This window comes from Cellulosimicrobium sp. CpK407 (assembly GCF_051844275.1).
Classification (GTDB): Bacteria; Actinomycetota; Actinomycetes; order Actinomycetales; family Cellulomonadaceae; genus Cellulosimicrobium; species Cellulosimicrobium cellulans_G.
In genome coordinates, this window is the sequence record NZ_JBGNYC010000018.1 from 24,505 (window position 1) to 47,610 (window position 23,106).

The window sequence follows — 23,106 nt, forward strand, 5'->3', positions numbered from 1 at the left end:
CTCGCGCTCGGGGGCCACGTCTCCGTTCTCGGCCCGGAGCCGCCGTGTCAGACGGCGGCCCAGCCCCCGTCGCTGTGCAGGACCGCACCGGAGACGTTGGCCGAGTCGTCCGACAGCAGCCACGTGATCGCTGCGGCGAGCTCGTCGGCGCTCGCGGCGGGCGGGACGGTCGTCGCCATGACCGGTCCGAGCCGCTCGCCGGCGTACTGCGAGCGGAAGGGCGCCTCGATGCTCGTCGCGACGGCGCCCGGCGCGACGACGTTCGCCCGCACGCCCTGCGGGGTGTAGAAGAACGCCGTGCTCTGGGTGAAGCCGACGATCGCGTGCTTCGACGTGGCGTACGCGGTGCCCGAGGCCGAGGCGCGCGAGCCCGCCTCGGACCCGACGTTGACGATCGCGCCCTTGCCCGCGGCGAGCATGAGGGGCAGCACCGCGCGCGTGAGCCGCATGACGGCCGTGACGTTGACGGCCAGGACGAGGTCCCACGTGGAGTCGTCGACCTCGGCCGTCGGCAGGAACCCGTCCATGATGCCCGCGACGTTGGCGAGCGCGTCCACGCGGCCGTCCGCCGCCGCGACCACCGCGTCCACGGTGGTCTGCGCGCTCACGTCGCCCGCGACCGTCACGAGGGCGTCGGTCCCGACGTCCGCGACGAGCTTGTCCAGCCGGTCCTCCCGGACGTCCGTCGCGACGACGCGCGCGCCCTCCGCGAGCAGCCGCTCGACCGTGGCGCGCCCGATCCCGGCGCCCGCGCCGGTGACGATCGCGGTGCGGCCCTCGAACCTCCCCGGTACGTGGTTGCTGACCATGACGGCTCCTTCCGTCCGCGCCGGCACTGCCGTCGTCCGGCGTCCTGGCCCCATCCCACCGCCCGGCGCCCCGCGCGCGCGAGAGCCGATCGTCCCGGGGTCGGTGCCGGTGGTCCTCCGTCGCCCGCGGGCCCGTCCGGCGGTGTCCGGACCGCGCGCGGCGGGGTAGGGTCGGCCTCGTGACGCACCCGTCCGTGACCCCTTGGTGGCCGGCCGCCTGACGGCCGGTGACCTCATCCGGCCGTGCCCCGACGACGTGGGCGGCCTCGGCGGACCCCGGTGCACGCGTCGTCGGCCCAGCGGCCTGTACCTCCCGAGTACCCCCGAGTACCCCCGAGCTGGAGCCCCAGAATGACGACACAGCAGTCTCCCGTCCCCGTCCGGTCCCTCGAGCCGACCGGAGCGGAGGTGCCCTCGACCGTCCCGACGCACTGGTACAACCTCGCCGCGGACCTGCCCGAGCCCGTGCCCCCGCACCTGCACCCCGGCACGCGCGAGCCCCTCACGCCCGACGACCTCGCGCCGCTGTTCCCGCTCGCGCTCGTCCAGCAGGAGGTGACGACGGAGCGCTACGTCGAGATCCCGCAGACGGTCCGCGAGATCTACGCGCTGTGGCGGCCGTCGCCGCTCGTGCGCGCGCGGCGCCTCGAGCGGGCCCTGGGCACCCCGGCCCGGATCTACTACAAGTACGAGGGCGTGAGCCCGGTCGGCTCGCACAAGCCGAACACCGCCGTCGCGCAGGCGTACTACAACGCGCTCGAGGGCACGACGAAGCTCACGACCGAGACCGGTGCGGGCCAGTGGGGCGCCTCGCTGTCGTTCGCGGGCGCGCTGCTCGGGCTCGACGTCGAGGTGTGGCAGGTGCGCGCGTCGTTCGACGCCAAGCCGTACCGCCGGGCGCAGATGGAGGTCTACGGCGGGATCTGCCACCCGTCGCCGTCGGACCTCACCGAGGCGGGGCGGGCGATGCTCGCCGCGGACCCGGAGACGACCGGCTCCCTGGGCATGGCGATCAGCGAGGCCGTCGAGACGGCCGCGAAGGACCCCGCGGCGCACTACGCGCTCGGGAGCGTGCTCAACCACGTCATGCTGCACCAGAGCGTCATCGGCCAGGAGGCGCTCGTCCAGCTCGACGAGGCGGGCGAGGGCGCGCCGGACGTGGTGTTCGGCTGCGCGGGCGGCGGGTCGAACCTCGCGGGCCTGACGTTCCCGTTCCTGGGCCGCAACCTGCGCGAGGGCACGACGACGCGGCTCGTCGCGTGCGAGCCGGCCGCGTGCCCGTCGCTCACCCAGGGCGAGTACCGGTACGACTTCGGCGACGTCGCGGGCCTCACGCCGCTGCTCAAGATGCACACGCTCGGCAAGGACTTCGTCCCGCCGGCGATCCACGCGGGCGGCCTGCGGTACCACGGCATGTCGCCGATGGTGTCGCACGCGGTGAACCTCGGGCTCATGGACGCGGTCGCCGTCGAGCAGGACGACGCGTTCGTCGCGGGCACGCTCTTCGCGCGCAGCGAGGGCATCATCCCGGCGCCCGAGTCGACGCACGCCGTGGCGGCCGCGATCGCGCACGCGCGCGCCGCGACGGAGCCGGAGGTCATCGTGCTCGGGCTGTCGGGCAACGGCGTCCTCGACCTGCCGGCGTACGCGGCGTACGTCTGACGGACGGCCCCGGGCGCCCCGCGCGGTAGGTCCTCGCGTGGGGCGCCCGTACCCTGGTGCGGTGCCCGACCCGACCCCCGAGACCCTCGACGAGCCCGTGACCGGCGCGCCCTCCGTGGCCCCGGTCGCCGGCGACGACCGCCCGCGCTACCGGACCCAGCCCGTGTCGTTCGTGCGGCGCAGCGGGCGCCTCGCGCCGCGCCAGCAGCGCGCGTGGGACGCCCACCGGGACCGCTACGTCGTGGACGTGCCGCGGGACGTCGCGCGGACGTCGGTCGACCCGGAGTTCGTGCTGGACGTCGCGGGCACGTTCGGGCGCGACGCGCGTCTCGTGGTGGAGATCGGCTCCGGCCAGGGCGAGGCCGTGGTGGCCGCGGCCGAGAACGACCCGGGCACGGACTTCCTCGCCGTCGAGGTGTATGCCCCGGGCCTCGCCCAGACCGTGCTGCGCGCGTCCCAGCGCGGCCTGACGAACGTGCGGCTGGTCCAGGCGAACGCGGCCGAGCTGCTGGCCACGACGCTGCCCGCGGGGAGCGTCGACGAGCTGTGGGTCTTCTTCCCGGACCCGTGGCACAAGTCTCGCCACCACAAGCGGCGCCTCGTGGCGCCGTCGTTCGCGGCGCTCGCCGAGCGGGTGCTGCGGGCTCCGGGCGAGGGCGACGACGCGCGGCCGGGCGGCACGCTGCGGCTCGCCACGGACTGGGCGGAGTACGCGGAGCAGATGCTCGACGTGCTCGACGCCGCGCCGGGGCTGCGCAACGTCCATGGCCCGCGCGGGGTGGCGCCGCGCTTCGAGGGGCGCGTGCTGACGGGGTTCGAGCGCAAGGGCCAGACGGCAGGCCGCGTCATCACCGACCTGGAGTACGCGCGCGTCTGACGCCGTGGTGCCCGTCGGCCGACCGGCCGCGTCAGGTTCTTGCGGACAGAAGTGATCTACGGCACATTGTGCCGGGGGTGGAACGTCGCCCCGGGCACGCAGTGTCGCGTGCGGTCGCGTCGACAGGTGGCCGTCTGCGGGGTGCGGGCTCTCTGTCAGTCCACGGAATGAGCCAACGGAGGCGTCATGACCGACGTGACGGCCGACCCCGGACCGGGGTCCGTCGACGAGACCGACTACCAGCGCGTGCAACGCTCGCCCGAGTTCCAGGACCTGCGCAGACGGTTCCGGAACTTCGTCTTCCCGATGACCGCGCTCTTCCTCGTGTGGTACTTCGCCTACGTCCTGCTCGCGAACTACGCGCACGACTTCATGAGCACCACGGTGTGGGGGAACATCACCGTCGGGCTGCTCTTCGGCCTGGGGCAGTTCGTGTCCACGTTCGCGATCACCATGATCTACGCGCGCTGGGCCAACAGGCGGTTCGACGCCGCGGCCGACGAGCTGCGCCTCGAGATCGAGGAGGACGAGCTGTGAGCGCGCAGGTGCTGGCCGCGGAGGCCACGGACGTCGGCAACCCGGTCGTCAACATCGCGATCTTCGGCGTGTTCGTCGCGGTGACGCTCGTGATCGTGCTGCGGGCGTCGCGGCAGAACAAGTCCGCGGCCGACTACTACGCGGGCGGGCGGTCGTTCACCGGCCCGCAGAACGGCACGGCCATCGCGGGCGACTACCTCTCCGCGGCGAGCTTCCTCGGGATCTGCGGCGCCATCGCGATCAACGGGTACGACGGGTTCCTCTACTCGATCGGCTTCCTCGTGGCGTGGCTCGTCGCGCTCCTGCTCGTGGCCGAGCTGCTGCGCAACACGGGCAAGTTCACGATGGCCGACGTGCTGTCGTTCCGGCTCAAGCAGCGGCCCGTGCGGATGGCGGCGGCGCTGGCGACCCTGGCCGTCGTGTTCTTCTACCTGCTCGCCCAGATGGCCGGCGCGGGCGGGCTCGTCGCGCTGCTGCTCGGCATCGACACCACGGCCGGCCAGAGCGTCGTGGTCGCGGTCGTGGGTGCGCTGATGATCCTCTACGTGCTGGTCGGCGGCATGAAGGGCACCACGTGGGTCCAGATCATCAAGGCCGTGCTGCTCATCGCGGGCGCCGCCGTCATGACGGTGTGGGTCCTCGCGAAGTTCGGCTTCAACCTGTCCGACCTGCTCCAGGGCGCGATCGACAAGGCCGGTCCGGGCGGCGAGGCGCTCATCGAGCCGGGCAAGCAGTACGGCGCGACCGGTACGACGAAGCTCGACTTCCTCTCGCTCGCCCTGGCCCTCGTGCTCGGGACCGCCGGCCTGCCGCACGTGCTCATGCGGTTCTACACCGTGCCGTCGGCCAAGGAGGCCCGCCGCTCGGTCGTCTGGGCGATCTGGCTCATCGGCATCTTCTACCTGTTCACGCTCGTGCTCGGGTACGGCGCCGGGGCGCTCGTGGGGCCGGAGACCATCAGCGCCGCACCAGGCGGCGTGAACTCGGCGGCACCGCTGCTCGCGTTCGCGCTCGGTGGCGAGATCCTGCTCGGGTTCATCTCCGCCGTCGCGTTCGCGACGATCCTCGCCGTCGTGGCGGGCCTGACGATCACGGCGGCGGCGAGCTTCGCCCACGACATCTACGCCAACGTCATCAAGCGGGGCGAGGTGAAGCCCGACGGCGAGGTCAAGGTCGCGCGGATCACCGTCGTCGTCATCGGGATCCTCGCGATCCTCGGCGGCATCTTCGCGCAGGGCCAGAACGTGGCGTTCCTCGTGGCGCTCGCGTTCGCGGTCGCGGCGAGCGCGAACCTGCCGACCATCCTCTACTCGCTGTTCTGGAAGCGGTTCAACACGTCCGGGGCGCTGTGGAGCATGTACGGCGGGCTCGTCTCGTGCATCGTGCTCATCGCGTTCTCGCCCGTCGTGTCCGGCAAGGTCGACCCGATGACGGGCGCGAGCCTGTCGATGATCAAGAACACCGACATCGACTTCGCGATCTTCCCGCTGAGCAACCCGGGCATCATCTCCATCCCGCTCGCGTTCCTGCTCGGGATCGTCGGGACGCTGCTCAGCAAGGAGAAGCCGCACCCGGAGAAGTTCGCCGAGATGGAGGTCCGCTCGCTCACGGGCGCGGGCGCCGAGAAGGCGGTCGTGCACTAGCGGGACGCTCCTGCCCTCCGCGCGAGGACGCCCCCGGTCCGACCGGACCGGGGGCGTCCCGCGTCCGGTGGACCGGTCGACGCGCGCGCCGCCCGTCCCGCCGCACCGACGTCACGTCGCGCCGCAATCCCGTCGCCGCGGGCCCGGCCCGCGACGTACGGTCGCGCCATGACCTCTCCGATCCCACCCGACGCGGTCGCCCCCGCGGGGATCCCGGCGCCTGTCCTCGTCGTCACAGGGGCGATGGCCTCGGGCAAGTCGACGGTCGCCGACGCGCTCGCCCGGACGTTCCCCCTCGCCGCGCACGTGCGCGGCGACATGTTCCGCCGGTTCGTGGTGAGCGGGCAGGCGTCGATGGCGCCACCCCTCTCGGCCGCGGCGCGCGCCCAGCTCGACCTGCGGCAGGTGCTCGCGGCGCAGGCGGCGGACGCCTACGCCGCGGCGGGAGTGGTCGCGGTCGTCCAGGACATCCTGCTCGGGCCCGACCTCGAGCGGTTCACGGCGCGCGTCCGCACCCGGCCGTGCTACGCCGTAGTGCTCACCCCGGACGCCGCGACCCTCGCCGCGCGCGACGCCGCACGGCACAAGCAGGCGTACGGGGAGTGGACACCGGACGAGTTCGCCGCGGCGGCCCGGGCCACGCCGGGCGGCCTGCACCTCGACACCACGGGACGGTCCGTCGCCGAGACGGTGCGGCAGGTCCTCGACCGGCTCGACGAGGCGCGCGTCGCCTGACCCGCCGCCGAGCCCGCCGACCTCCCGCTGGGCGATGAGCGCGACGCCGCGTGAGGATGGGCCCATGACGAGCGACCCGCAGCAGGAGACCGCGCCCGACGAGACCTACGACGTGATCGTGATCGGCGGCGGGCCCGTCGGGGAGAACGCCGCCGACCGCGCCGGGCGCACGGGCCTGAGCGTCGCGCTCGTCGAGGCCGAGCTGGTGGGGGGCGAGTGCTCCTACTGGGCGTGCATCCCCTCCAAGACGCTCCTGCGGCCCGGCGCGGCGCGCGCCGAGGCGCGGGGCGTGCCGGGGGTGGGCGTGGACGACGCGCTCGACGTCCCCGCGGTCCTCGCGCGCCGCGACGCGATGGTCGCGGACTGGGACGACGGCGGCCAGGTCTCCTGGGTCGAGGGCGCGGGGATCGCGCTCGTGCGCGGGCTGGGACGGATCGTCGGACCGCGCCTCGTGGAGGTCGTGGCCGAGGAGCCCGACGCCGACCCGGACGACCTCCCGCGGACGCGGCGGCTCGCGGCCCGGCACGCGGTGATCGTCGCGACCGGGGGCGTCCCCGTGCTCCCGGACGTGCCCGGCCTCGCCGACGCGAACCCCTGGACGAGCCGTGAGGCGACGGCGGTCGAGGACGTCCCCGCGTCGCTCGCGATCGTGGGCGGCGGAGTGGTCGCGGCGGAGATGGCCGTCGCGTTCGCCGACCTCGGCGCGCGCGTCACGGTCCTCTCGCGCGGGGGGCTGCTGGGCCGGACCGAGCCGTGGGCGGGCGAGGCGGTCGCGGCGTCGCTGCGCGAGCTGGGCGTGGACGTGCGCCTCGGCGTCGCCACCGAGTCGGTCGAGGCGCTGCCCGACGGCGGGGCGCGCCTCACTCTCTCGTCCGTCGGGTCGCGCCGGGGTGGGGACGACGCCGGCGAGGCGCCGGACGTGTCGCCCGTGACGGCGGAGCGCGTGCTCGTCGCCACCGGTCGCGCCCCCCGGACGCAGGACCTCGGCGTCGACAGCGTCGGCCTCACCCCGGGACGCGCGCTCGACGTCGACGACACGATGCTCGTCCAGGGGGTGGTGCGGAGTGGCCCCGAGGACGCCGACGGCTGGCTGTACGCCGCGGGCGACGTCACGGGCCGGGTCGCGACGACCCACCAGGGCAAGTACCAGGGCCGGGTCGTGGGCGACGTCGTCGCCGCGCGCTTCGGCGACCCGGACGCCGACGGGGCGCCGACCGCGGGGGAGCGCGCACCTGCAGTCGGCGCCGCGCCCGAGCCGTGGTCGCGGTTCGCGGCGACGGCCGACGGCGTCGCGTCCCCGCAGGTCGTCTTCACGCGCCCCGAGGTCGCGGCCGTCGGGCACACCGAGGCGTCCGCCCGCGAGGCCGGGATCGACGTGCGGGTCGTGCGGTACGACCTCGCGAACGTCTCCGGCGCCGCCGTGCGCGCCGAGGACTACGCCGGCAGCGCCCAGCTCGTGGTCGACGCCGCGCGCGAGGTCGTGGTCGGCGCCACCTTCGTCGGCCCCGACGCGGCGGAGATGCTGCACGCCGCGACGATCGCCGTCGTGGGCGAGGTCCCGCTGCGTCGGCTGTGGCACGCCGTCCCGTCGTACCCGACGGTGAGCGAGGTCTGGCTGCGCTTCCTCGAGGAGTACGGGCTGTAGGCGCGCGCACGCGGCGGCGTGCGCGCGCCGCCCGGGGTGGGCGCGTCACGAGGTGCGGGCGCCCGCGCGGCGGTCCCGTCCCCTAGGCTCGGGGCGTGACGACCGAGACCTCAGCCCCGCGCGTCGCCCTCGCGACGTGCTCCGTCCTGCCGCACCTGGACCCCGACGACGCACCGCTCGTGCGCGCGCTCGACGCCCGTGGCGTCGCCGCGCAGCCCGCCGTCTGGGACGACCCGGACGTCGACTGGGCCGCGTTCGACGCCGTCGTCGTGCGCTCGACGTGGGACTACTCGGCCCGGCGCGACGAGTTCGTCGCGTGGGCGGCGCGCGTCCCGCGCATCCTCAACGCGGAGGCCGTGCTGCGCTGGAACACCGACAAGGGCTACCTGCGCGAGCTGGAGGGCGCGGGCATCCCCGTGATCCCGACGCTGTGGCTCGACCCCGCGCGCAACCTCTCCTCGCGTGCGATCCACACGCGCCTGCCCGCGCAGGGCGACTTCGTCATCAAGCCGGTCGTCAGCGCCGGGGCCAAGGACACGGGCCGCTACCAGGCGGGTGAGGCGCACTCGCGCGGGCTCGCGATCCAGCACGCGAAGAACCTGCTGGTCTCGGGGCGCGAGGTCATGGTGCAGCCGTACGTGACGAGCGTCGACACCGCGGGCGAGACGGGCCTCGTCTTCGTCGACGGCGAGTTCTCCCACGCCGTGCGCAAGAACGCGCTCCTCACCGGGCCGCACCGCCCGACCCGCGGCCTGTACCAGCAGGAGGAGATGAGCCCGTTCACCGCGACCGAGGAGCAGCTCGACGTCGCGCGCCGGGCGCTCGCGGTGGCCGCCGACGCCGTCGGTGGCGGGGACGTGGCGAGCTTCCTGTACGCGCGCGTCGACGTCGTGACGGGCAACGACGGCGGCGTCGTCGTCATCGAGCTCGAGCTCACCGAGCCGTCGCTCTTCCTCGCCCTCGCGCCGGGGTCGCTCGACCGGTTCGCCGACGCGATCACCGCGCGCGTCGCGCACTGACGCTGCACAGGGACGCCGCCGCACCGGCGTCGCGCGCTTCGTCACGGACCGGCGGTCGGCCGGCCCGCGACCGTGGCCCGTCCCGGGGCGGGGCGGGCCACGATCACGTCGGACGCGAGGTCAGGCCAGGCCGTTCTCGGACAGCCAGTCGGCGGCGATGTCCTCGGGGGAGCGCTGGTCGACCCGGGACTCCACGTTCAGGGCGATCAGGCCCTCCGGGGTGAGCGCCGCGCTCACCGGGTTGATGACGTCCGCGATCTCGTCGGCGACGTCCGCGTCGACGAGCGGCACCACGTGGGACGCGAGGAACAGGCCCTCGGGGTCGTCGAGGGTGACGAGGTTCTCGGTCTGGATGCTCGGGTCGGCGCTGAACACGTTGGCGATGTTCACCGTGCCGGCCACGAGGTCCTGCACGGTGGTGTCGCCCGTGGCGACGAAGGAGACGTCCACGCCGTACACGTCCTTGAGGCCCTGCGGGCCGTAGGGGCGCTGCTCGAGCTCCGCCGGGCCGCCGAGCGTGAGCGGCACGTCGAGCCCGGCGAGGTCCGCGAGGCTCGTGAGGTCGTGCTCCGTGGCGAAGGCCTCGGTCACGTTGTAGGAGTCCTGGTCCGTCGCGGTCGACTGGTCGAGGACCGTGAGCCCGTCGGGCAGGGCCTCCTGGAGCGCGGCGTAGACGTCCTCGGGGGACGTCGCGGTGGTCTCCGGGTCGAAGAACTGCAGCAGGTTTCCCGTGTACTCCGGGAAGAGCTGGATCTCGCCGTCCTCGAGCGCGGGCATGTAGGCGTCGCGCTGGCCGATCGAGAAGTTCCGCTCGACCGTGAAGCCCTTGGCCTCGAGAGCCTGGGCGTAGATCTCGGCGATGATCTCGTTCGAGTCGTAGGCCTGGGAGCCGATGACGATGGCGTCGGACGAGGCGTCTCCGGTGTCGGCGTCGAGCGGGTCGGACCCGCCGCCGCAGGCGGTGAGCGTGAGGACGGCGGTCGCCGCGGCGGCGACGAGGGCGGCGGTGCGTCGGGTGCTGCGCATGTGTCTGCCTTTCTGAGGGCCGTCCCGGGGACCGGGAGGGGCTGGGAGGGGTCGGTCGGGCGACGTGCGGTGCGGTGGTCTCGCCCGCGCGTCAGGCGGTGGTCGGGGCGGGGGCCGGGCGACGCCTCCGCCGGGCGGGTGCGTCGTCCGGCGAGCGACCGGCGGTCACGCCGCGCGGGACGACGACCCGCTGGAGGATCGCGAACAGCGCGTCGAGCACGACGGCGAGGACGACGACGAGGAGAGAGGCCCCGAGGATCTGGGAGAAGTCGCGGATCTGGATGCCCTGGACGATGTAGAAGCCGAGGCCCCAGTTGCCGATGTAGCCCGCGAGCGTGACGGTCGCGACCACCTGGAGGGTCGCGGAGCGGAGACCGCCGATGAGCAGCGGGAGACCGAGCGGCACCTCGGCCCGGAAGAGCACCTGCCAGCCGGTCATGCCGACGGACCGGGCGCCGTCGACGACGCGCCGCTCGACGGCCTCCACACCGGCGTAGGCGCCGGCGAGGATCGGCGGGATCGCGAGGAGGACGAACGCGGTGACGGACGCGGTGACCTTGTGCGTCACCCCGAAGACGAGCACGAGGAGCAGGACGAGCCCGAAGGACGGCACAGCACGGGCCGCGCCCGAGAGCGCGACCGCGAACTCCCGCCCGCGTCCGGTGTGGCCGATGGCCCAGCCCGCCGGGATCGCGATCGCCGCGGCGACGAGCACGGAGACGAACGTGAACGCGAGGTGGGTCCAGATCGCCTCCGGGAGGGGGAGCGCGCCGGTCAGCCGGGCGGGCGAGAAGATCCAGGCGATGGCGTCGGAGAAGAGGTTCATGCGCGCACCTTCCGGGACCAGGGCATGATCGCTCGCCCGGCGAGCACGAGCAGCAGGTCGACGAGCAGGGCGATGACGACGACCGCGACGACGCCCGAGAGGATCTCGGCGACGATCTGCCGCTGGTAGCCGTTCGTGAAGAGGTAGCCGAGGTTGTCGATCCCGATGAGGATGCCGACCGTCGCGAGCGAGATGGTCGACACCGCCGTGACGCGGAGCCCGGCGAGCACGACCGGGCCCGCGAGCGGGAGGTCGACCTGCCAGAAGCGGCGCCACGGCCCGTAGCCGACCGCGAGGGCCGCCTGCCGGACCGTCGGGTCGACCGACGCCAGGGCGTCGGCGACGAACCGGGTCATGATGGCCACGGCGTAGACCGTCAGCGCGACGACCAGGTTGAGCTCGGAGAGGAAGCTGATGCCGAGGAGCGGCGGGAGCAGCGCGAAGAGCGCGAGCGACGGGATCGTGTAGAGCAGGCCGACGAGCGTCAGGACGAGGCCCCGCGTGAGGCGGAACCGGAAGGCGAGCCAGCCCAGCGGGATCGAGACGAGGAACCCGAGCACGATCGGCACCACGCACTGGCTCAGGTGCTCGACCGTGAGGCGGCCGATGAGGTCGAGGTTGTCCAGGACCCAGGTCATGCGCCGCCCTCGACGTGGTCGTCGACCAGGACGCCCTGCGTGCGTCCTTTCCCGTCCACGAGCACGGTCCCGTGCTCCGTGTGCTTCGTGTGCAGCGCGCGGGTGCCGCGCTCCGCCCCGATGAAGCTCGCGACGAACTCGCTCGCCGGGTTCTCGAGGATCTCGCTCGGCGACCCGATCTGGGCCACCTGCGCCCCCTTCTCGAGGATCACGACCTGGTCGCCGAGCAGGAACGCCTCGTCGATGTCGTGCGTGACGAAGACGACCGTCTTGTCCAGCTCGCGCTGCAGCCGGATGGTCTCCGCCTGGAGCTCGGCCCGCACGATCGGGTCGACCGCCCCGAACGGCTCGTCCATGAGCAGGATGTTGGGGTCCGCGGCGAGCGCGCGCGCCACCCCCACGCGCTGCTGCTGGCCCCCCGAGAGCTGGCTCGGGTAGCGGTCCGCGAGCCCGCGGTCGAGTCCCACGGTGTCGAGCAGCTCGAGCGCACGGTCGCGCGTCTGCCGGCGTGGCGTGCCCTCGAGGCGCAGGACCGTCGTCACGTTGTCGACGACCTTGTAGTGGGGGAGCAGGCCGCCGTTCTGCAGGACGTACCCGATGCTGCGTCGCAGCTTCACGGGGTCCCGGGCGAGGACGGAGGCGCCGTCGATCTCGATCGTGCCCGACGTGGGCTCCACCATGCGGTTGATCATGCGCAGGAGCGTCGTCTTGCCGCTCCCGGACGACCCGACGAGCACCGTCGTGCGGTGGGGCGGGATCACCAGGTCGAAGTCCGCGACCGCCGCCGTGCCGTCCGGGTACGTCTTGGTGACCGATCGGAACTCGATCATGGGGCGCTGCCTCCCGACAGTCGGTGAACCGGCCTCCCACCCAACCACGACCGTGGCCGGCGAGCCGTAGCGCATTGCCACGCGTCCACCGACCGTACGTCGAACCACCGACACGTCGCACTCGCACCGGTACGTCGGCTTCGCGCCGTCCCAGGCCTCGTGAGTCGTCGCGGGCCGCTCGGGGGTCGCGGGGGATTCTCCCGTGACGCACGTCACGTCGGGTCCTATCGTGGCGCTGTGCCGCACCTCGACTCCCTGCTCGCCTTCTCCCTCGCCTCGCTCGTGCTCGTCGTGATCCCCGGCCCGAGCGTGCTCTTCGTCGTCGGCCGGTCGCTCACGCTCGGGCACCGCGGCGGGGTGCTGAGCGTCCTCGGCAACGAGCTCGGCGCGCTGACGCTCGTCACCGCCGTGGCGCTCGGCGTCGGCGCGGTCGTCGCGACGTCCGTCGCCGTCTTCACGGTCGTCAAGCTCGTCGGCGCGGCCTACCTCGCCTACCTCGGCGTCCAGGCGATCCGGCACCGGCGCGACGGGAGCGTCGACGTCGACGTCGCGCCCGTGCGCGAGCGGTGGTGGCGCGTCGTGCGGCAGGGCTACGTCGTCGGCGTGACGAACCCGAAGACCATCGTGTTCTTCGTGGCCGTCCTGCCCCAGTTCACGGACTTCCACGCCGGTCGCGTGCCCGCCCAGATGATGGTGCTCGGGCTGGTCTTCACGGTGATCGCGTTCGTCTGCGACAGCGCGTGGGCGCTCGCCGCCGGCGCGGCACGGGCGTGGTTCGCCTCCTCGCCCCGGCGCCTCAGCGCGGTCCGCGCGACGGGCGGCGGCATGATGATCGGCCTGGGTGGCGTGCTCGCCGTCGCCTCGCACCGCGCCGCCTGACGCGCGGTCGGACGGGGAGACGCAGCGAGGGCCGGTCTCCCTGCGGAGACCGGCCCTCGCCGTCTGGGGTGAGTAACGGGACTTGAACCCGCGACCCCCTGGACCACAACCAGGTGCTCTACCAGCTGAGCTATACCCACCATGACCGGGCGTGAAGCATCGGCCGTCGAAAAGTGTACCCGGTCCGCGAGGTGCTCCCGGACCGCTTTTCGAGGTCAGGCGTCGGCGGATCCTGTGACGGTGGCCACGGACGTCTCGACCCCGTCGTCGGAGGGTCGGGTCCGGCCGCGCGTGACGCTCGTCGCCACGACCTGCTCGGCGACCTTGCGCGCCGTCGCGGAGTCGGGACCGGGCTGCGGGACGAACACGGCAGCGCGGTAGTAGCGCAGCTCGTCGATGCTCTCGAGGATGTCCGCGAGCGCGCGGTGCCCGCCGTGCTTCTCCGGCGAGGAGAAGTACGCGCGCGGGTACCAGCGGCGCGCGAGCTCCTTGACGGAGGACACGTCGATGATGCGGTAGTGCAGGTGGCCCATGAGAGCGGGCATGTCGCGGTCCAGGAACCCCTTGTCCGTGCCGACGGAGTTGCCGGCCAGCGGTGCCTTGCCGGGCTCGGGGACCCACGTGCGGACGTAGTCGAGGACGCGCTGCTCGGCCTCGGCGAGCGTCAGGCCCTCGTCGAGCTCGTCGAGCAGCCCGGAGGTCGTGTGCATCTGGCGGACGAAGTCGCCCATCTGCTCGAGCGCCTCGGCCGGGGGCCGGACGAGGACGTCGACCCCGTCGCCGAGCACGTTGAGCTCGGAGTCGGTCACGACGGCGGCGACCTCGACGAGGGCGTCGGCGCCCAGGTCCAGCCCGGTCATCTCGCAGTCGATCCAGACGATGCGTTCGTTCGCGTTCACAGGACTCACGGGCGACAGCCTAGCCGCGGCACGCACGACGAAGGCCCCGGCTGTCCGGTCCACCAGGGTCCGGACGGTCGGGGCCTTCGACGAGGGGTGCCGCCGCCTGTCGGGGAGGGTCCCCGGTCCGGCGAGCGGTCGGTGCGCGTCATGCGGTGCGGCGCGGCAGGCGGGCCTGCCGGGTGTTCGCCGGGACGCGGGTCGTGGTGCGGCGCAGCTGCGACCGGCGCAGGGTCTGCTCCTGCAGCTGCTCGCGACGGCTGAGGGCCGCCACGTCGTACGTGATCAAGGGATGCATGGTTCTGCTCTCGTGACGCTGGGTTCGTGGGTCTGGCCGGACCCTCCACCGCCCGGTACGGACCGGACGGACGTCACCGCGGTGTGGGTACATCCGACCACGGTCGTCGGGGGCGCTGCATCCCTTTTTTCGCCACGAGCGTCGGGTGCCGGTGCACGACGGCGGTCGGCCGCGCTGCGCGGTCGGCTCGCCGTGCGTAGCCTCCGGGGATGAGCGCGGGGGACGGGCAGCCAGGCGGCAGGGCGGGCGAACGGCGCGGCGTGCCCGCGCGCGCGGTCCTCGCGAGCGTGTGGCCGGGCGTGCTCCTGGTGCTCGCGGGGGTCGCGGGCTTCGCCCTCCTCCTGGACGCGGTTCGCGAGCAGGACGACCTGTGGCGGCTCGACGAGCCGCTGCTCGCGTGGATGGTCGCGCACCGCACGCCGGTCGTGACGGGCGTCCTGACGGTGGTCACGACCGTGTCCGGGCCGTTCGTGCTGCCCGTCCTCGTCGCGGTCGGGTGCGTGGTGTGGGCGCGGCGCACGGGGACGTGGTGGGAGCCCGGCCTGCTCGCGGGCGCCATGGTGCTCGCGACGCTGGTCTCGACCGTGCTCAAGGCCGTGATCGCCCGGCCGAGGCCGCCCGACGTGTCGATGGTCGTCGCCGGGGTCGAGCGGTCGTTCTCCTTCCCGTCCGGGCACACGATCGGCGCGGCGACGCTCGTCCTGGTGGGCGGCTACCTGGTGTGGCACCGCCACCACGACCCACGGGTCCTGGCGGTCTGGGCGGTCGCCTCCGTGCTCGTGATCGGGTCCGTGGCGCTGAGCCGGCTCTACCTCGGGTACCACTTCCTCACCGACGTCCTGGCAGGCCTGTCGCTCGCCGTGGCGGTTCTGGGGGTCGTGGTCGCGGTGAGCCGCGTGCACGACCTCGTGGTCGCGCGCCGTGCGGCTCCCGGAGCGACGGGCGATTCTCACTAAAGAACTCTTGCGCAAGAACTCTTTCGTGAACTAGCCTGGCGGGCATGAGCACGCCCGCCGACCCCCACCCCAGCCCGCCGGCCGTCCCGACCGGCCCCGGCCCGGCGTCGTCGGGCCGCCTCCCGCGCGGCCCGAGGCCCGAGCCCGGGCAGGTCGTCGCGACCGACCCGGCGACCATCCGCGCGCTCGCCCACCCGCTGCGCCTGCGGATCCTCGCGCTGCTCGACGACGAGGGCGAGGTCACCGCGACACGGTGCGCCGAGGTCACGGGCGAGTCCGTCGCGAGCTGTTCCTTCCACCTGCGGATGCTCGCCAAGTACGGGTACGTCGAGCCCGCGGAGCGTCGCGGCAAGGAACGCCCGTGGCGCTCCGTCGGGCGCGGCCGCCAGACGAAGTTCGACCCCGACGTCCCGGAGTCCCTGCACGCCGCGGGCGCGGTGGCGACCCTCATGCTGGACCAGGAGACGGCGCGTGTCCGGGCGTGGCTCGCCGGGTCCGCCGCCGACGACCCGCAGTGGCTCCTCGCCTCGACGATGACCGGCGCGTCCTTCTACGCGACGCGCGAGGAGCTCGACGCGCTCGCTCGCGAGGTCGAGGCGCTCACGGACCGCTTCCGGGGGCGCTGGGACGACCCGTCGCTCCGTCCCGCGGGGGCACGTCGCGCGCGCCTCTTCTCGATCGTCAACGCCGACCTGCCGGAGGCCCCTCGATGAGCGCGACGCCCGAGCCGACCGCCACCACCCGGCCCGCTCCCGCCGACGCGCCCGAGGTGGCGCCGGAGTCCCGCACCGCGACCGCCCCCGCCGCCGGTCGCGACGACGCCCCGGACCCTCGTGCCGCGCTGCGGTCCCGTCCGTTCCGGCTCCTGTCGGTCGCGTGGGGGTTCACGAACTTCGCCGACTCGGTCCTCGCGATCATCCTCGCCGTCTGGGTGAAGGACCTCACCGGCTCGAACGGCGCCGCCGGCCTCGTGTTCGCGGCGCTCGGCCTGCCGGCGCTCGCGTCGCCGCTCCTCGGGCAGCTCGCGGACCGCGTGTCGCGCCGACGGATGCTCGTCGTCACGTACCTCGTCGGTGCCGTGAGCCTCCTCGCCCTCCTCGCCGTGCGCGGGCCCGAGCAGGTCTGGCTCGTGTTCGTGGTGACGGTGATCTACTCGGCCGTCGGCTTCGCGACCGCGGCGGCCCAGGCGGGCCTCGTGCGGGACATGCTGCCGGACGAGGCGATCGCCCCCGCGAACGGCCGGCTCACGACGATCGACCAGGTCTTCCGCCTCCTCATGCCGGTCGTCGGCGCGGGCGCGTACGCGCTCGCCGGAGCGTGGCCGCTCGTGGTCGCCGCCTCCGTGGCGTTCGCCGTCTCGGGCACCGTCATCGGCCGGATCCGGATCGTCGAGACGCCCCCGACCCCGGCCGCCGAGCGCGAGCCGTACCTGGCCGAGATGACGGCGGGCTTCCGCCACCTCGTGCGGACGGCCCCGCTCGGCGTGCTCACGCTCGCCATGCTCGTCGCGTTCGCGGGGGTCGGGCTGCTCAACGCGGTCAGCCTCGCGATCATCGAGGACGGGCTCGGGCTGGCCCCGGAGCTGCTGGGCCCCGTCTCCTCGGTCCAGGCGCTCACCGCGATCGTCGCAGGGCTCACGGCCGCCCGTCTGGTCGCCCGCTGGGGCGCGCAGCGGCTCGTCGCCCTCGGGCTGCTGGTGCTCGCGCTCGGGATCGTGCCCGCGACGGGGACGAACGTCGTGGCGATCGTCCTCGGCATGGGCGCGGTCGGGCTCGGCGCCACCTGGTCGATCGTCGGCTTCGTCACCGAGCGGCAGCTCCGCACGCCCCCGGGTCTCCAGGGGCGCGTCGCCGCGGCGAGCCTGCTGCTGGTCAACGTCCCGCAGCTCGTGCTGACCGTGGTCGGCGCGGCCCTCGTGGGCGCCGTCGACTACCGCGCCCTGCTCGTCGTGACCGTGGTCGGCATCGTCGTCGCGGCGGTCGTCTCCCTCCGCGGCCACCGCGCCACGGGCGAGCCGGCCGATGAGAGCCCCCTCTCCGCGAGGTAGAGGCCTGGTACGGCGAGGTAGAGGCCTGGTACGGCGAGGTAGAGGTCTGGTCCTGACCATGGCTCTACCTCGCGAGACCACGGCTCTACCTCGTGAGACCACGGGTCTACCTCGCGGGACCACGGCTCTCTCTCGGCATGGCGGTGGGCGGGTCGTCAGTCGTCGAGGCCGCGGGCGCGCAGCGCGTCGCCCAGGGCGTCGGCCTGGCGCAGCGCGCCGACGACGAGCGGGACGGCGTAGGCGCGGACGTCGTGCTCGCGGCCCCGGGCGCGGCACGCGTCGCGCACGCGCTGAGCCAGTGCGGAGACGACGGGTACGCAGCGCACGGCGAGCGACAGGACGAGGGCCGCGCGGTCGACGTCGACGCCGAGTCGGTGCAGCGGCCGCAGCCCCCGCTCGATCGCGGCGAGGACGGCCGACGTCCGGGTCGTGAGCAGGACGAGCCCCGCGAGCGCGACGAGCGCGACGAGCCGGGTCGTGAGCACCACCGCCGGCGCCGGCCCGAGGGCGAGCCACTGGACGGCCAGCAGCACGGGCACGACCAGGCGCAGGGGGCGTACCTGCTCCCACGTCGCGTGCCACCCCATGCCGGCGACCGCGTAGAGCGCGCCGACGGCGAGGGCCACCGCGCCGACCCCCGCCGGCGAGGACACCAGCAGCACGACGGCCGACGCCGCCGCCAGCCCCACGAGCTTGGCCCCGGCCGGGGCGCGGTGCAGGACCGACGACCCCGGCCGGTAGGTGCCCGGGGTCACGACGACGCCCCGTCGACGAGGCGCAGGTAGCGCGCGACGGCGGGCCCCGGCGCGTCGTCGGCGACGACCCGCCCGCCGTCCACCACGAGCACGCGGTCCATCGCGTCCATGAGCGACAGGTCGTGCGAGACGAGCACGACCTGCTGGGGGAGCGCCGCGAGCTCGGCGGCGAACCGCCGTGTGTTGCGCAGGTCGAGGAGCGTCGTGGGCTCGTCGGCGACGACGAGCCGCGGCCCCGCGGCGAGCACCGACGTGAGCGCGAGGAGCTGCTTCTGCCCGCCCGAGAGCAGGTGGGCGGGATGGTCCGCGTGGTCCGCCAGGCCGCGCGCGGCGAGCGCGGCCCGCACGTGCGCGTCGCGCTCGGCCGGGGCGTGGCGACGCAGCGAGTACGCGACGTCCTCCGCGACGGTCGGCATGACGATCTGGGCGTCCGGGTCCGTGAAGACGAACCCCACGCGCCGCCGGACCGCGGGGCCGTCGCGGCGCGTGTCGAGGCCGTCGACCAGGACCCGGCCCGACGTCGGCACGACGAGCCCGTTGAGCAGGCGCGCGAGCGTGCTCTTGCCCGAGCCGTTGGCCCCGACGATCCCCACGCGCCGTTCGCGCAGCTCGAGGTCGACGCCGCGCAGCACGTCGCGCTCGCCGAGGCGCACGCGCACGTCCTCGAGCCGGACCGTGCAGCCCGACCCGGAGGACTCGTCCACGAGGGAGGCTCCGGACCCGGGGGACGCCCCGGGCGTCCCGGGCGTCCCAGCCGTCGCGGCCGGAGCGTCCCCGACGGCGCGCGGTCGCCCCAGGCCGGCCCGGGCTCTCGCGATCACCGGACGACCTCCAGGACCGCCGCGACGCCCAGCCCGCCGCCGACGGCGGCCGTCGCGAGGCCGAGCGTCCCGGCCGGAGCGCCCGTGCGCACGAGCCGGGAGAACAGCCGCACGACCGACACCGCGCCGCTCGCGCCCCACGGGTGCCCGAGCGCGAGCGCGCCGCCGTCGGCGCAGACCCGCGCGTCGTCGGCGGGGTCGCCGAGCGGGTCGAGCCCGAGCGCGTCGGTCACCGCGAGGACCTGCGCGGCGAACGCCTCGACGACCTCGACCGCCGCGACGTCGTCGAGCCGCGCGCCCGCCCGGTCCAGCGCGGCGCGCACCGCCGGGACCGGGCCCCACCCCGGCAGCGCGGGGTCGCAGCCGACCGTCGCCGACGCGAGCACGCGCAGGCCCGGGACCCCGAGCTCGCGCCGGACGCGCTCGGGCACGACCGCGACCGCCGCCGCGCCGTCGCTCACCGGGCTCGCGGTGGCGGCGGTGACGGTGCCGCCGGGCGTGAAGGCCGGCGAGAGGCGGGCGAGCACCGCGGGGTCGAGGCGTCGCGCCCGTTCGTCGCGCGCGAGCGACCGCGCCGGCGCGCGGAGCCGGACCGCCTCGGCCGCGAAGCGCCCGCCCGCGTGCGCGGCGAGGGCGCGCGCGTGGCTGCGCACCGCGTACGCCTCCTGGCGTTCGCGGGTCACGCCGCGGCGGCGCGCGAGCGCGTCGGCGGCGGCCCCCATGCCCGGGTCGGCCCACGGCGTCGGCGCGAACGCGGCGCGCACGTACGGCACGTCGCCCCACGCCGTGCGGTGGGAGCGCCTGGGAGCGAGGGACGCGCTCTCCGTCCCGCCCGCCAGGACGAGGCGCGCCTCGCCCGCCCGGACCTGCTGCGCGGCGAGCAGCACCGCCGCGAGACCGGAGGCGCACTGCCGGTCGACGGTGAGCCCGGGCACGACGACGCCGAGTCCCGCGGCGAGCGCCGCGGCCCGCGCGACGTTCCCGCCGGGCCCGGTGCAGCACCCCAGCAGGACGTCGACGACGTCGTCCTCCACCCCGAGGGCCCGCGCGTCGCCGAGCGTCGCGCCGAGCGCACCCGCCGCGAGGTCGACCTCGGACGACGACCGGTGCCCGTGCCCGGCGGTCCCGACCCAGGTGCGGCGCGCGGCCACGACCACGGGCGCGTCCGCCCCCGGAGCCGACGCGGTCATCGCAGCGGCTCCATCCCCGAGCGCGCGGGGTCGGTCCCCAGCAGGACCTCGCTCACGGCCCCGCGCGCGGGCTTGCCCGACGGGGTCCGGGGGAGGGCGCGCGTGCCGTACCAGCGCCGCGGCCGCTGGGCGGGGGCGAGCGCCCCGCGCGCGACGCGCTCCAGGTGGGCGCGCAGCCCGGGCCGGTCGTCGCACTCGACGACAGCGCTCACGACCGCCCCGAGGCGCCGGTGCGCCGTGCCGAGCACGACGACGTCCCGGACCCCCGGGACCGCGCGCAGCACGACCTCGACGTCCTCGGGCACGACCGTCGACCCGCCGGTGAGGATCGCCCCGTCGCCGCGGCCGCGCAGCACGAGCGTGCCGGGCGGGGCGCCGGGCGCGGACGGCGACGTCGACGGGTCGGGCAGGGGGTCGGCGAGGTCGCCCACGGTGCTCCACGCGCCGTCGCGCCGCAGCGGTCCGGTGGCGCGCGCGAGGTAGCCGCTAGACACCCAGGGCGAACGGACCCAGACCTCGCCGACGCTCGCCTGCGGCAGCGGCCGGACCTCGAGGTCGACCCCCGGGAACGCACGCAGCCCCGACCCGTCGGGGTCGTAGGCGACGAACGAGAGCTCGACCGCGCCGTAGTAGGCGAGCACGTCGATGCCGAGCGCCGCCGCGCGCGACCGCGCCCCGGCGGCGAGGGACGCCCCGCCGACGACCGCGTGCCGCAGCCGGGACGGCGCCCCCGCGGCCACGGCGTCGAGCACGTCGTCGAGGACCTGCGGGACGAGGTGCACGACGTCGCTGCTCGCGAGCGCGGAGGTCGTGGCGGCCGGGGTGCGTGTGAGGTAGGCGCACGCGCCGACGGCGAGCGTGTGCACGGCGGCGAAGCAGTAGAGCGACGACGCGAGCGGGCCGGGGACGAGCACGGTGTCGGCGGGGCGCAGCCCGAGGAACCGCGTGACGTCGTCGAACGACCCCGCCCACGACGCGCGCGTGCGCACGACCGCGCGCGGCCGGCCCGTGCTGCCCGAGGAGAACCCCGCCCACGCGAGGTCGTCCGGACCGGGCTCGTGGCCCGTGCCGGGGCCCGGACCCCCCTGCGGGGCGAGCCCCGGCACGAGGTCGGGGAGGGTGCCGGTCCCGCGCGGCAGGGGCACCTCGACGAACGTGCGCGGGGCGAGGGTGCGCAGGACCTCCGCGCGGTGCGCGCGCGGCCACGCCGGGTCGCACACGAGCGGCGTCGCGCCGGCGTGGTCGGCGGCGAGGACCGCCGTGAGCAGGTCCAGCGGGTCGGGCAGGGACACGGCGACGACGTCGCCGGGGCGCGTGCCCGTCGCGTCGAGGTGCGTCGCGCCCGCGCGCACGTCCGCGGCGAGCGCGGCGTAGGTGCGCGACCGCTCGGGGGTGCGCAGGGCGGGACGGTCGCGCACCGCCGGGTCGGCGGCGTGCGTCAGGACCTGGTGGGCGACGGGCACGCGGACACTCTCGCAGGTGTCAGGAGGCGGTGCGGCCGACGGCCATGGGACGGCCCGCAGAACGGCCCGACCGGCGCGCGGCCGGGTAGGCGCGCACGACGCCGACGGTGATCGCCGCGGCCGCCAGCGCCTTGAGGACGTCGCCCGGGAGGAACACGAGGGAGAGCTGCGCCGTCGTCGCGAGCGGTACCCCCGTGACGGCCGACTGGACCGGCACGCCGCACGCGTAGACGACCGCGACCCCGCCGACGAGGCACGCGACGAGCACACCGCCGAACGTCACCCGGCGCAGCCGGTCGACGAGCCAGCCCACGACCGCCGCCCCCGCGAGGAACCCGAGCAGGTAGCCCGCGGACGGGCCGACGAACGCCCCGAGGCCGCCGCGCCCGCCCGCGAGCACCGGGAGGCCGGCCGCCGCGAGCGCGAGGAACGTCGCGACCGCGAGCGTGCCGCGCCACGCGCCGAGGATCGTGCCGGCGAGCATGACGCCGAGCGTCTGGAGCGTGATCGGGACCGCGTTCCCGAACAGCGCGATCGACCCCGGCATCCCGAGCGCGGCGATCAGCGCCGCGAAGGTCGCGACGCGCGCGGCGTCGCCCGCGTCGAGCGCGAGCGGCCCGCGGCGCCCCGCTCCCGGACCGGTGGTCTGCGTGGCGGGCGCGGGCGTCCCGGGGGTCGCCGTGGTCGGTGCGTCGGTCATGGTGCTCCCTGCGTCGTCGTGACGGGTCGGTGCCCGACCCGTCGTGGCCAGGTCCACTCTCCCGGCCCTGCGCGGTGCGCGACGACGGGGACGCGGACGACGACGGTGTCGCCGCGTGCACGGATCGCACAACGGGTTGGAGGGTTCCACCAACCATGCTGTCGTCGCGGGATCCGGTCTCGGAGGAAGTCGACAACCGCCCCTCCGCCCCGCCCCCGGAAGGCGCGCGCCGGCTCTTGGCACTCTCCGGGGGAGAGTGCTAGAACAGAGACGTAGCCGCCCGCGAGGTGCCTACCTCGCGGGACCACCGACCGGTCCCGGACGGTCCGGGACCGACCGACGAGGAGGTGAGAGGTGTGGCTGCGATGATCGACCCGTTCACGACCACCTTCGACGCGATGGACCGCCTGGTCGGCCAGCTCGCGTCCGGGGCGCGCGCGACCGCGGCGTCGGCGTCGGGCGGCATGCCGCTCGACCTGTTCCGGGCGGGCGACCACTACGTCCTGACGATGGACCTTCCCGGTGTCGACCCGGGGACGATCGACGTGTCCGTCGAGGACCGCACGCTGACGATCCGCGCCGAGCGCAGCCCGCGGACCGATCCCGACGTCCAGTGGCTCGCGCGCGAGCGGCCCTCGGGAACCTACGCGCGCCAGCTCACGGTGGGGCGCGGTCTGGCGCTCGACCAGATCTCGGCGTCGTACGAGGACGGGGTGCTGTCGCTGACCATCCCCGTGGCCGAGGAGGCCCGGCCGCGCCGGATCGAGGTCGCGCACCGCGCGGGCAGCAGCGGTGCGGCGACCCAGATCACGGCCGAGGCCGAGCCTCGGACGACCGAGGGCTGAGCCGGC

The 23,106-nt window shown here is 75.0% G+C and carries 24 protein-coding genes and 1 tRNA gene; 12 read left to right on the forward strand and 13 right to left on the reverse strand.

Features of this window, described 5'->3' with window-relative positions; genetic code table 11:
* Positions 1-47: 47 nt before the first annotated feature.
* A complete protein-coding gene (locus ABWU78_RS09990; RefSeq protein WP_253051168.1) occupies positions 48-809 on the reverse strand; it encodes an SDR family NAD(P)-dependent oxidoreductase in 762 nt (253 codons plus the stop codon).
* Between the two features lie 351 nt (positions 810-1,160).
* Between ABWU78_RS09990 and ABWU78_RS09995 the strand changes: the two genes are divergently transcribed.
* From ABWU78_RS09995 to ABWU78_RS10025, 7 genes are all read left to right on the forward strand, one after another.
* Positions 1,161-2,471, forward strand: coding sequence for a TrpB-like pyridoxal phosphate-dependent enzyme (locus tag ABWU78_RS09995; protein WP_353708049.1), 1,311 nt, complete (start codon positions 1,161-1,163; stop codon positions 2,469-2,471).
* Between the two features lie 61 nt (positions 2,472-2,532).
* Complete coding sequence (trmB, locus tag ABWU78_RS10000; RefSeq protein ID WP_439158237.1) at positions 2,533-3,348, forward strand: tRNA (guanosine(46)-N7)-methyltransferase TrmB; 816 nt, start codon at positions 2,533-2,535, stop codon at positions 3,346-3,348.
* A 186-nt stretch (positions 3,349-3,534) separates the two neighbouring features.
* Positions 3,535-3,885 (forward strand): DUF485 domain-containing protein, encoded by a 351-nt coding sequence (locus ABWU78_RS10005; RefSeq protein ID WP_439158238.1) that lies wholly within the window; start codon positions 3,535-3,537, stop codon positions 3,883-3,885.
* On the forward strand, positions 3,882-5,528 hold the full coding sequence (locus tag ABWU78_RS10010) for a solute symporter family protein (RefSeq protein WP_439158239.1): 1,647 nt from the start codon (positions 3,882-3,884) through the stop codon (positions 5,526-5,528). The genes ABWU78_RS10005 and ABWU78_RS10010 overlap by 4 nt, the downstream gene beginning before the upstream one ends.
* Before the next feature lie 168 nt (positions 5,529-5,696).
* Positions 5,697-6,263, forward strand: coding sequence for an AAA family ATPase (locus ABWU78_RS10015; protein ID WP_439158240.1), 567 nt, complete (start codon positions 5,697-5,699; stop codon positions 6,261-6,263).
* Positions 6,264-6,327: 64 nt separating this feature from the next.
* Positions 6,328-7,908: a dihydrolipoyl dehydrogenase family protein gene (locus ABWU78_RS10020; protein ID WP_439158241.1), complete on the forward strand. Its 1,581-nt coding sequence runs from the start codon at positions 6,328-6,330 to the stop codon at positions 7,906-7,908.
* 95 nt (positions 7,909-8,003) lie between these two features.
* Positions 8,004-8,927, forward strand: coding sequence for an ATP-grasp domain-containing protein (locus ABWU78_RS10025; protein ID WP_253051174.1), 924 nt, complete (start codon positions 8,004-8,006; stop codon positions 8,925-8,927).
* A 120-nt stretch (positions 8,928-9,047) separates the two neighbouring features.
* On the opposite strand, the gene ABWU78_RS10030 is transcribed toward ABWU78_RS10025, so the two are convergent.
* The 4 genes from ABWU78_RS10030 to ABWU78_RS10045 form a co-directional block, all read right to left on the reverse strand.
* Positions 9,048-9,953: an ABC transporter substrate-binding protein gene (locus ABWU78_RS10030; RefSeq protein ID WP_253051175.1), complete on the reverse strand. Its 906-nt coding sequence runs from the start codon at positions 9,951-9,953 to the stop codon at positions 9,048-9,050.
* A gap of 91 nt (positions 9,954-10,044) precedes the next feature.
* The gene (locus ABWU78_RS10035; RefSeq protein WP_253051176.1) at positions 10,045-10,779 is read right to left on the reverse strand and encodes an ABC transporter permease; all 735 of its coding nucleotides are present in this window, start codon (positions 10,777-10,779) and stop codon (positions 10,045-10,047) included.
* A complete protein-coding gene (locus ABWU78_RS10040) occupies positions 10,776-11,417 on the reverse strand; it encodes an ABC transporter permease (protein ID WP_353708053.1) in 642 nt (213 codons plus the stop codon). The genes ABWU78_RS10035 and ABWU78_RS10040 overlap by 4 nt, the downstream gene beginning before the upstream one ends.
* The gene (locus ABWU78_RS10045) at positions 11,414-12,247 is read right to left on the reverse strand and encodes an ABC transporter ATP-binding protein (RefSeq protein ID WP_353708054.1); all 834 of its coding nucleotides are present in this window, start codon (positions 12,245-12,247) and stop codon (positions 11,414-11,416) included. Before ABWU78_RS10045 ends, ABWU78_RS10040 begins: the two co-directional genes overlap by 4 nt.
* Positions 12,248-12,484: 237 nt before the next feature.
* On the opposite strand from ABWU78_RS10045, the gene ABWU78_RS10050 reads away from it, so the two are divergent.
* Positions 12,485-13,126, forward strand: a complete 642-nt coding sequence (locus ABWU78_RS10050) for a LysE family translocator (protein WP_439158242.1) — start codon at positions 12,485-12,487, stop codon at positions 13,124-13,126.
* Between the two features lie 64 nt (positions 13,127-13,190).
* Here the strand turns inward: ABWU78_RS10050 and ABWU78_RS10055 are convergent.
* From ABWU78_RS10055 to ABWU78_RS10065, 3 genes are all read right to left on the reverse strand, one after another.
* A tRNA-His gene (locus tag ABWU78_RS10055) sits at positions 13,191-13,266 on the reverse strand.
* Positions 13,267-13,341: 75 nt separating this feature from the next.
* Positions 13,342-13,986 (reverse strand): oligoribonuclease, encoded by a 645-nt coding sequence (gene orn / locus ABWU78_RS10060; RefSeq protein WP_374614651.1) that lies wholly within the window; start codon positions 13,984-13,986, stop codon positions 13,342-13,344.
* 187 nt (positions 13,987-14,173) lie between these two features.
* Positions 14,174-14,323, reverse strand: coding sequence for a hypothetical protein (locus ABWU78_RS10065; protein ID WP_156533217.1), 150 nt, complete (start codon positions 14,321-14,323; stop codon positions 14,174-14,176).
* Positions 14,324-14,532: 209 nt separating this feature from the next.
* On the opposite strand from ABWU78_RS10065, the gene ABWU78_RS10070 reads away from it, so the two are divergent.
* The 3 genes from ABWU78_RS10070 to ABWU78_RS10080 are packed head-to-tail and all read left to right on the forward strand — an operon-like array spanning position 14,533 to position 17,326.
* The gene (locus ABWU78_RS10070) at positions 14,533-15,279 is read left to right on the forward strand and encodes a phosphatase PAP2 family protein (protein ID WP_439158243.1); all 747 of its coding nucleotides are present in this window, start codon (positions 14,533-14,535) and stop codon (positions 15,277-15,279) included.
* A gap of 44 nt (positions 15,280-15,323) precedes the next feature.
* Positions 15,324-15,992: an ArsR/SmtB family transcription factor gene (locus ABWU78_RS10075; RefSeq protein ID WP_439158244.1), complete on the forward strand. Its 669-nt coding sequence runs from the start codon at positions 15,324-15,326 to the stop codon at positions 15,990-15,992.
* Positions 15,989-17,326 (forward strand): MFS transporter, encoded by a 1,338-nt coding sequence (locus ABWU78_RS10080; RefSeq protein ID WP_439158245.1) that lies wholly within the window; start codon positions 15,989-15,991, stop codon positions 17,324-17,326. Before ABWU78_RS10075 ends, ABWU78_RS10080 begins: the two co-directional genes overlap by 4 nt.
* 155 nt (positions 17,327-17,481) lie before the next feature.
* On the opposite strand, the gene ABWU78_RS10085 is transcribed toward ABWU78_RS10080, so the two are convergent.
* From ABWU78_RS10085 to ABWU78_RS10105, 5 genes are all read right to left on the reverse strand, one after another.
* Positions 17,482-18,081, reverse strand: coding sequence for an energy-coupling factor transporter transmembrane component T family protein (locus ABWU78_RS10085; RefSeq protein ID WP_439158246.1), 600 nt, complete (start codon positions 18,079-18,081; stop codon positions 17,482-17,484).
* Positions 18,078-18,785 (reverse strand): energy-coupling factor ABC transporter ATP-binding protein, encoded by a 708-nt coding sequence (locus tag ABWU78_RS10090; RefSeq protein ID WP_439158247.1) that lies wholly within the window; start codon positions 18,783-18,785, stop codon positions 18,078-18,080. The genes ABWU78_RS10085 and ABWU78_RS10090 overlap by 4 nt, the downstream gene beginning before the upstream one ends.
* A 113-nt stretch (positions 18,786-18,898) precedes the next feature.
* A complete protein-coding gene (locus ABWU78_RS10095) occupies positions 18,899-20,092 on the reverse strand; it encodes a thiolase family protein (protein WP_439158248.1) in 1,194 nt (397 codons plus the stop codon).
* Complete coding sequence (locus ABWU78_RS10100) at positions 20,089-21,555, reverse strand: class I adenylate-forming enzyme family protein (protein ID WP_439158249.1); 1,467 nt, start codon at positions 21,553-21,555, stop codon at positions 20,089-20,091. Before ABWU78_RS10100 ends, ABWU78_RS10095 begins: the two co-directional genes overlap by 4 nt.
* A gap of 19 nt (positions 21,556-21,574) precedes the next feature.
* Positions 21,575-22,255, reverse strand: coding sequence for a biotin transporter BioY (locus ABWU78_RS10105; RefSeq protein ID WP_439158250.1), 681 nt, complete (start codon positions 22,253-22,255; stop codon positions 21,575-21,577).
* Between the two features lie 356 nt (positions 22,256-22,611).
* Here ABWU78_RS10105 and ABWU78_RS10110 point away from each other — a divergent pair, with 356 nt between their 5' ends.
* The gene (locus ABWU78_RS10110; protein ID WP_374614547.1) at positions 22,612-23,100 is read left to right on the forward strand and encodes an Hsp20/alpha crystallin family protein; all 489 of its coding nucleotides are present in this window, start codon (positions 22,612-22,614) and stop codon (positions 23,098-23,100) included.
* Positions 23,101-23,106 lie beyond the last annotated feature (6 nt).